Origin of the sequence: Wolbachia endosymbiont of Drosophila nikananu (assembly GCF_028981865.1) — a bacterium.
GTDB lineage: Bacteria > Pseudomonadota > Alphaproteobacteria > Rickettsiales > Anaplasmataceae > Wolbachia > Wolbachia pipientis_B.
The window spans coordinates 1-6,251 of record NZ_JAPQLL010000006.1 but is presented as its reverse complement, the minus strand read 5'-3'; the positions used below and the strand labels follow the sequence as shown (position 1 = coordinate 6,251).

General features: G+C 34.9%; 6 protein-coding genes and 1 pseudogene. 3 read left to right on the top strand and 4 right to left on the bottom strand.

Annotated elements, in window-relative coordinates; genetic code table 11:
- Positions 1–237: 237 nt before the first annotated feature.
- On the top strand, positions 238–846 hold the full coding sequence (locus tag OZD67_RS00435) for a superoxide dismutase (RefSeq protein ID WP_182183676.1): 609 nt from the start codon (positions 238–240) through the stop codon (positions 844–846).
- A gap of 1 nt (position 847) precedes the next feature.
- Positions 848–2,119 (top strand): M16 family metallopeptidase, encoded by a 1,272-nt coding sequence (locus OZD67_RS00430; protein WP_182183674.1) that lies wholly within the window; start codon positions 848–850, stop codon positions 2,117–2,119.
- A 109-nt stretch (positions 2,120–2,228) separates the two neighbouring features.
- Here the strand turns inward: OZD67_RS00430 and OZD67_RS00425 are convergent, their stop codons facing one another.
- From OZD67_RS00425 to nuoE, 3 genes are all read right to left on the bottom strand, one after another.
- Entirely contained in the window at positions 2,229–2,438 is a 210-nt protein-coding gene (locus OZD67_RS00425; RefSeq protein WP_259346668.1) for a WD_0736 family protein, read from the bottom strand.
- A 192-nt stretch (positions 2,439–2,630) separates the two neighbouring features.
- Positions 2,631–3,845 (bottom strand): tRNA guanosine(34) transglycosylase Tgt, encoded by a 1,215-nt coding sequence (tgt, locus tag OZD67_RS00420; protein ID WP_182183672.1) that lies wholly within the window; start codon positions 3,843–3,845, stop codon positions 2,631–2,633.
- A complete protein-coding gene (nuoE, locus tag OZD67_RS00415) occupies positions 3,846–4,346 on the bottom strand; it encodes an NADH-quinone oxidoreductase subunit NuoE (protein ID WP_182183670.1) in 501 nt (166 codons plus the stop codon).
- A 343-nt stretch (positions 4,347–4,689) separates the two neighbouring features.
- Here nuoE and OZD67_RS00410 point away from each other — a divergent pair, with 343 nt between their 5' ends.
- Entirely contained in the window at positions 4,690–5,169 is a 480-nt protein-coding gene (locus OZD67_RS00410) for a hypothetical protein (RefSeq protein WP_182183668.1), read from the top strand.
- 183 nt (positions 5,170–5,352) lie between these two features.
- On the opposite strand, the pseudogene OZD67_RS00405 reads toward OZD67_RS00410, so the two are convergent.
- A pseudogene (locus OZD67_RS00405) lies at positions 5,353–6,185 on the bottom strand (transposase family protein).
- Between the last annotated feature and the right edge of the window lie 66 nt (positions 6,186–6,251).

Here is a 6,251-nt window from a genome sequence, read left to right as displayed (position 1 = left end):
TTAATCTGCACAGATGAAGATAACTGAATACCTTCACTATCATGATAAGGGGGCTGGCGAGGCTTGTCAAGTAAGTTTTTGTATTTAATCCGTTTCTATGGCTTATATAATAATTATTATTGTAGTATAATTTAGAATAATGCAATAGATACCTAAATATTTTGGCTATTAATTATATGTTGCATAAAAGCATATATTGCCCTACCATCCAAGTAGGTCAAAAATAAGGAGATTGTCATGAGTTTTACTTTACCTGAATTGCCATATGATAAAACAGCTTTAGGGCCTTACATATCTGCAAAAACCTTAGATTTTCATTATGATAAGCACCATAAAGGATATTTAAATAAACTCAACGAGCTGGTTGAAAATACAGATTATCAACATGTGGAAATTGAGGAAATAATAACAAAAGTGCATGGTAATAGCGATAAAGTTCCCATATTTAATAATGCAGCGCAAGTTTGGAACCACACTTTTTATTGGAATTCAATGAAGAAGAATGGTGGTGGTAAACCTAAAGATGATGGTTTTCTGGCAAAAAAAATTCAAGATGATATCGGTGGTTTTGATAAGTTTTGTGGGGAATTTGCCAATCATGGAGTAAGCCAATTTGGTAGTGGATGGGTATGGTTAGTGCTCGAAAAAGGAAAGCTCAAAATCACCAAAACTCCAAATGCAGATTTGCCATTAATTTATAGCCAAGTGCCACTACTCACTATGGATGTATGGGAGCACGCCTATTATTTAGATTGTCAAAACCGTAGAATTGACTACATAAAAATTTTCCTTGATCATTTGATTAATTGGGATTTTGCAGAAGAAAATTTAAAAAAGAATACATAAGATGAATACACCTCAGGTAACAAAATTAGATAATGGTCTGCGCATAATAACTGAGCAGGTGCGTGATGTTGATTCCGTAGCTTTAAGCATACGAGTTGGTATTGGCAGTAGAGCGGAAAGTGCAAATCAAAATGGAATATCCCATTTCCTAGAACACATGGCTTTCAAAGGAACGAAGACAAGAACTGCATTTGAAATTGCAAAAGCTTTTGACGACATAGGTGGGGTTTTCAACGCCAGCACTGGTAGGGAAAGCACCACCTATTATGCAAAAGTCCTCAAGAAAGACATCAAAACTGGTATTGATATACTAATAGATATATTGATTAATTCTACGTTTCCAGAAGATGAATTGGAACGTGAGAAGGGCGTTGTAATACAAGAGATTTTTCAGACTAATGATTCACCAAGTGACGTTGTTTTCGATAAATATTTTGAGGCAGCTTATAAAGATCAACCTTTTGGCAGGTCAATCTTAGGCACGCAAGATACTGTAAAATCTTTTACTCGAGGAGATCTAGATAATTACATAAATGAACATTACTTTGGCGAGAATATGCTATTTACCGTTGCAGGAAATGTTGAACATGAAGAGGTTGTTGCATTAACCAAAGATTTTCTCTCAAAGATTCATTCTAAAAAGCTGAAAAAAAGCCAAAATGCGAGCTGTACTGGTGGTGAGTATTTAGAACATCGTAAATTAGATCAGGTACACTTGCTAATTGGTCTACCTAGTGTTTCTCGCCATGACGATAAATATCACACGTTTCAAGTGCTTGATTCTATATTAGGGAGCGGAATGTCATCACGTTTATTCCAGGAAGTAAGGGAAAAGCAGGGATTAGCTTACTCTGTTTATTCATTTAATTCCAGCTACACTGATACAGGGATGTTTTCCATTTTTGCTGGCACAGATAGTAGTAACTTAGATAAGCTTTTAAAATCTATGACGACAGAGTTGAAGAAGCTGTCTACAGGTAATCTGAAGGAAGAAGAAGTAAATAGAGTGAAAGAGCGAATAAAATCCCAAATTTTAATGTCACGCGAAAGTGTTAGCTCACGTGCTGAAACATTGGGGCACTACTATGGTAACTATAATAGGTACATCAGTAAAAATGAATTAATAGAAAAAATTAGTGCAGTTACCACTGCTAATGTAAAAAAAGCAGCAAAAGAATTGTTATCTCAGCATGAAAAAACCACTCTAGCTGCAATTGGAGAAATTAAATCATTGCCAAGTTACGATAAAGTGGTTTCTATGCTTAAAGCTTAGTGTACTTTAATTATGTTGCTTAGGCTCACTAAAAAGTTCAATGAACGGTTGCAAAATCCTTTCTATAAAAAGTTTGCTTTCTGATTCATCGCGTATGTTACTCATCAGTTTATTTAAAATTTTCTCGCTGTTTTGTAAAAATAAATAGCTTTGCTTGCACACCAGACAAGACAGTCAAAATTCCTCCTATCACTAGACAAGCAGCTATAGCAGGTACGGTACCCACTGCAATTGCAGTTGCGATTAATGATAACCCAGCTAAGAATGTAACGGCTGAAATGCAAAACGCTATTTGATGTTTTTCTTTATTGCTAACCATAAATACCTCACAAAAACTATATTTCTAATATACCAGTGTTGTCATGTATTGTCAAGTTTTTAAAGAAGATTAAAAAATGCAACGCACATGTGCAAAAGACGCTAACTATGGATTAACCAAGGAAGAAAGAGTAGGAAGAGGAAGGCTTTTTCTGTTTTAGGGAATATAAAATAAGCGTAGAAAAAATATGAACTAGGTATATAATTCACAGTGCAATGGTATCTCACTAATCCAATTATTTTTCTCCTGATCTAATCTATCGTCTAATATTGCCTGCCTTATTGATTCCATCAGCTTATTCATGAAGAAAACGTTATGAATGGTAACGAGCGTGTGAGCCAGAAGCTCTTTAGCTTTCAGTAAATAGTGTATATAAGCTCTTGAATGTTTTCTGCAGGTAAAACATAAACAGTCACTTTCAATTGGGTTATCATCTAGTTCAAATCGTTGATTTCGCAAATTAATATGTTCTTTGCACTTTGAAGAAATAGAATCTCTATTTTTTACTTTAATAAGCGCACCACCATGCCTTGCTAAACGGGTTGGATGCACGCAATCAAACGTATCAATTCCAAGACTAACTCCGCGAAAGATGTCCACAATTCCACCAATACCAAGCAAATGAGTAGGCCTATCTTTTTTCAGATGGTCCATAGTAAAAGAAACTACATCGTACATCTGCTCTTTACTTTGACCAAGTGATCCACCTATTGCTTGACCAAAAAATGGCAAATCGTTAATAAAATTACAACTTTCTCTACGTAAATCTTGATACACTCCACCTTGACTAATTCCATACAGTGCCTGCTTGCCATTATTGTTTTTTTCAAATTCATTTAAAGAACGTTCAGCCCATCTGTGGCTCATGAGCATTGATTTTGCTGTGTATTCTTTGCTTACGTGAAATGGAGTACATTCATCTAAGACTAAGATTAAATCTGCACCTAATTTTTGTTGAATTTTTATAGATTTTTCAGGAGTTAAGCAATAAGTTTTACCATTAATGTAAGAACGAAAAATTGCCCCATCCTCATTAATTTTGATCAAAGTTTTTTGTTTTTTTCTTATTCCTTTTATCTCTTCCGAAACTGATCCGTGGCCTAAGCTAAATATCTGATATCCACCTGAGTCAGTTAGCATTGGCCCATTCCATCCCATCATCTTGTGCAAACCACCAAGTTTTGCAACAGTATTCTCTCCTGGTTGAAGCATTAGGTGATAGGTGTTAGAAAGTATGATTTGGGTACCAGCTTCACTTATTCTTTCAATATCTGCAGCTTTAATAGCAGCTTTTGTTGCACAGAATATAAAAGCGGGTGTTTCTACGCTTCCATTTGGAGTTTTAATTGTTCCAACTTTTGCAGAACCTGATTGCTTGATTATCTTGAATGCAAATTCTTCTTTCATCTATTTGCCTGAAAGTTCTGTTATGATGTTTTCTACTTTCTCAGGAGTAAGATTTTCATAGAAGTCATTATTGATCTGCGCAACGGGAGCATTAACGCATGCACCTAGGCATTCAACTTCTTTTAAAGTGAACAGATTGTCTTTAGTAGTCTCACCGATATTGATTCCAAGTTTCTTTTTAAAGGTATTTAAAACTTCTTCACTATTACACAACCAGCAAGGAGTTGTTCTACAAATTTGTATTAGATATTTGCCTACTGGTTTTAAATTATACATGGTGTAAAAATTTGCCACTTCATATACACGAATATGTGGAATATGCAGCATATCAGCAACATAACGCATAGCAGGTTCAGAAACCCATCCGCATTGCTCTTGAACCAGATATAGTAAAGGCATGACAGCACTACCTTCTCTGCCTTTAGGATACATCTCTATAAACTTTCCTGCTTTCTTGAGGTTTTCTGATGTAAAACTAAACTGCTCTTCTTTTTCTATCATTCATGAGACTCGTGTAAACTTTAACAGATTATACCTGTAGAACCAATGATTGCAATTGTTGGTTTTTTGAGAAATAGCGTTTTGCAGTATCACACTACCCATACTGTCCAACTTGTAAATTCTTTTGGTTGGCTATAGGGTCCAGTTAAACAAAATCTGGTCATGCGCTAACTTCAATTGTTTCATAAGTTTGTTTCGGTAAATCTCAATTATTTTAGCTACAGCTAACTACTTAAAAAAATGCTTAAGAAATTATAGTATATTATTTATAAATATACTATTCTTGACATTTATTATAAATGTTGTGTATAATAAACTATATTTATTAATATGAGGTTAAACTATGAGTAAACAATTAAACTTATGGAAACAGGAAACTGGTGAAGAGAGTTTTAGAAAATTTATTACGTCAATATTAGATGGTAAGGAAAAAGATGGAGAAAAAAGGCTTCAAGCTCATGCCACAACTATTTATAGAAATTATGAACAGAGTCACAATCAAAAGCATTTTAGAGAAAATAAATTTGCTTCTGGTGCAGTAGTGATAGCATCTTGTGCTCTGATTCTGTTATCTCGATATTTTGATTTAAGAGAAAAAGTGCAAAGACCACTTGAATACATGGCACTTGCATCAATTGTTATTTTTGGAGTTGGATTTTTATATTCACTTTATCAAGAAAACGAATATAAAGTTTCTGATAAAAGGGGAACATATGAATCAGATTACGAAAAACATCAAATGCTTCCTGAGGTTCAAACAATTATGGATGAGCTAAAGGCAGAAACCTGCTCTAATGAAAATAGTAAGTCAACTGTTGGGTAAGTAAAAACTTGTGATTCCGCTATCTGTTAGCGGAATCTGTACAGTGCATAGCGAATTTTGCCTTTAGGATAGATTATATAGTTTGAGATACTTTATCCTCTCCTCATCTACAAAGCTTCTTAAGACCTGCTGCGAAAAGGTATATACTAATTTCAGGGTGAATTAGGCTAAAATAGCAGCAGGCTAAAACCCATGCCTCAAATTCACCAAACCTTCAATAATATTAAATCTCATGTTATATTTTTTCTGAAAGTTACGGTAAACGTGCGACAAAATCTTGAATATTTTCAATTCTCGTATCTTATTTTCGACCCTCATCCTAAATGATGCCAACTCTCGGTTGTGCTCCTTTTGCTCCTCAGTTAGTGGCTTCTTTCGGTATTTTTTGTATGGTATCACAACGTTACTTTGCAATTTTTCCATCCCTGATAGCCAGAATCGGCATGCTTTATACTGTCTGTAGGCAGCAATTTCTCCTGTTTTCTTATCCGAAAATCGTGAATTCTCCCACGGTGAGATCTTGAAACCGATAAAATTTGCCCTCTTTCTTCGATCACAATTTCTGTTTTCATCGTGTGCACTTTTTTCTTGCCAGAGTAACTTTTCTTCCGTTTTCTGCTTTCTTTTGGCTGCTGTATCTGCTGCTCTGTAACATCTGCCAGTATCTTCAAAATCCTCTCTGGCGTTAGGGTTCTGTCCTTTTTTATAGTAATTTTTTTTGCCAACAGTGGCTCCATTTTCTTCAAAAGTCGGCAAATATTCGCATTATGTAAGTTGAAAAGGCAGCCTAAAAATCTGTGGGTTATGTAGGTCCGATAATACAAAATTACGCACAACATTTTATCTTCCAGTGTCGGTAAATTAGCAATTCTTCCGTGGCGCTTTTTCTGTCTTTCAAGCTTTTCCCACTCTGGACGGACTTTTTCCAAGATTTTTTCGAATTCTTCTATTTTCAATCCCGTTACATCTCGAAAATTTCTCGGGTGTTTACTTACTTTATGGTAATTCAGACTCATTTTCCCTCACTTTTTATTTCTCTTTTTCATACTTTACCATCTTTTACACTATTTTGCAGCAAGTCT

Excerpts from the sequence above, each read along its gene's own strand:
- OZD67_RS00425 (WP_259346668.1), bottom strand. The coding sequence starts at position 2,438 with ATGGTTAGCAATAAAGAAAAACATCAAATAGCGTTTTGCATTTCAGCC.
- tgt (WP_182183672.1), bottom strand. The coding sequence starts at position 3,845 with ATGAAAGAAGAATTTGCATTCAAGATAATCAAGCAATCAGGTTCTGCA.
- OZD67_RS00435 (WP_182183676.1), top strand. The coding sequence starts at position 238 with ATGAGTTTTACTTTACCTGAATTGCCATATGATAAAACAGCTTTAGGG.
- OZD67_RS00430 (WP_182183674.1), top strand. The coding sequence starts at position 848 with ATGAATACACCTCAGGTAACAAAATTAGATAATGGTCTGCGCATAATA.
- OZD67_RS00410 (WP_182183668.1), top strand. The coding sequence starts at position 4,690 with ATGAGTAAACAATTAAACTTATGGAAACAGGAAACTGGTGAAGAGAGT.
- nuoE (WP_182183670.1), bottom strand. The coding sequence starts at position 4,346 with ATGATAGAAAAAGAAGAGCAGTTTAGTTTTACATCAGAAAACCTCAAG.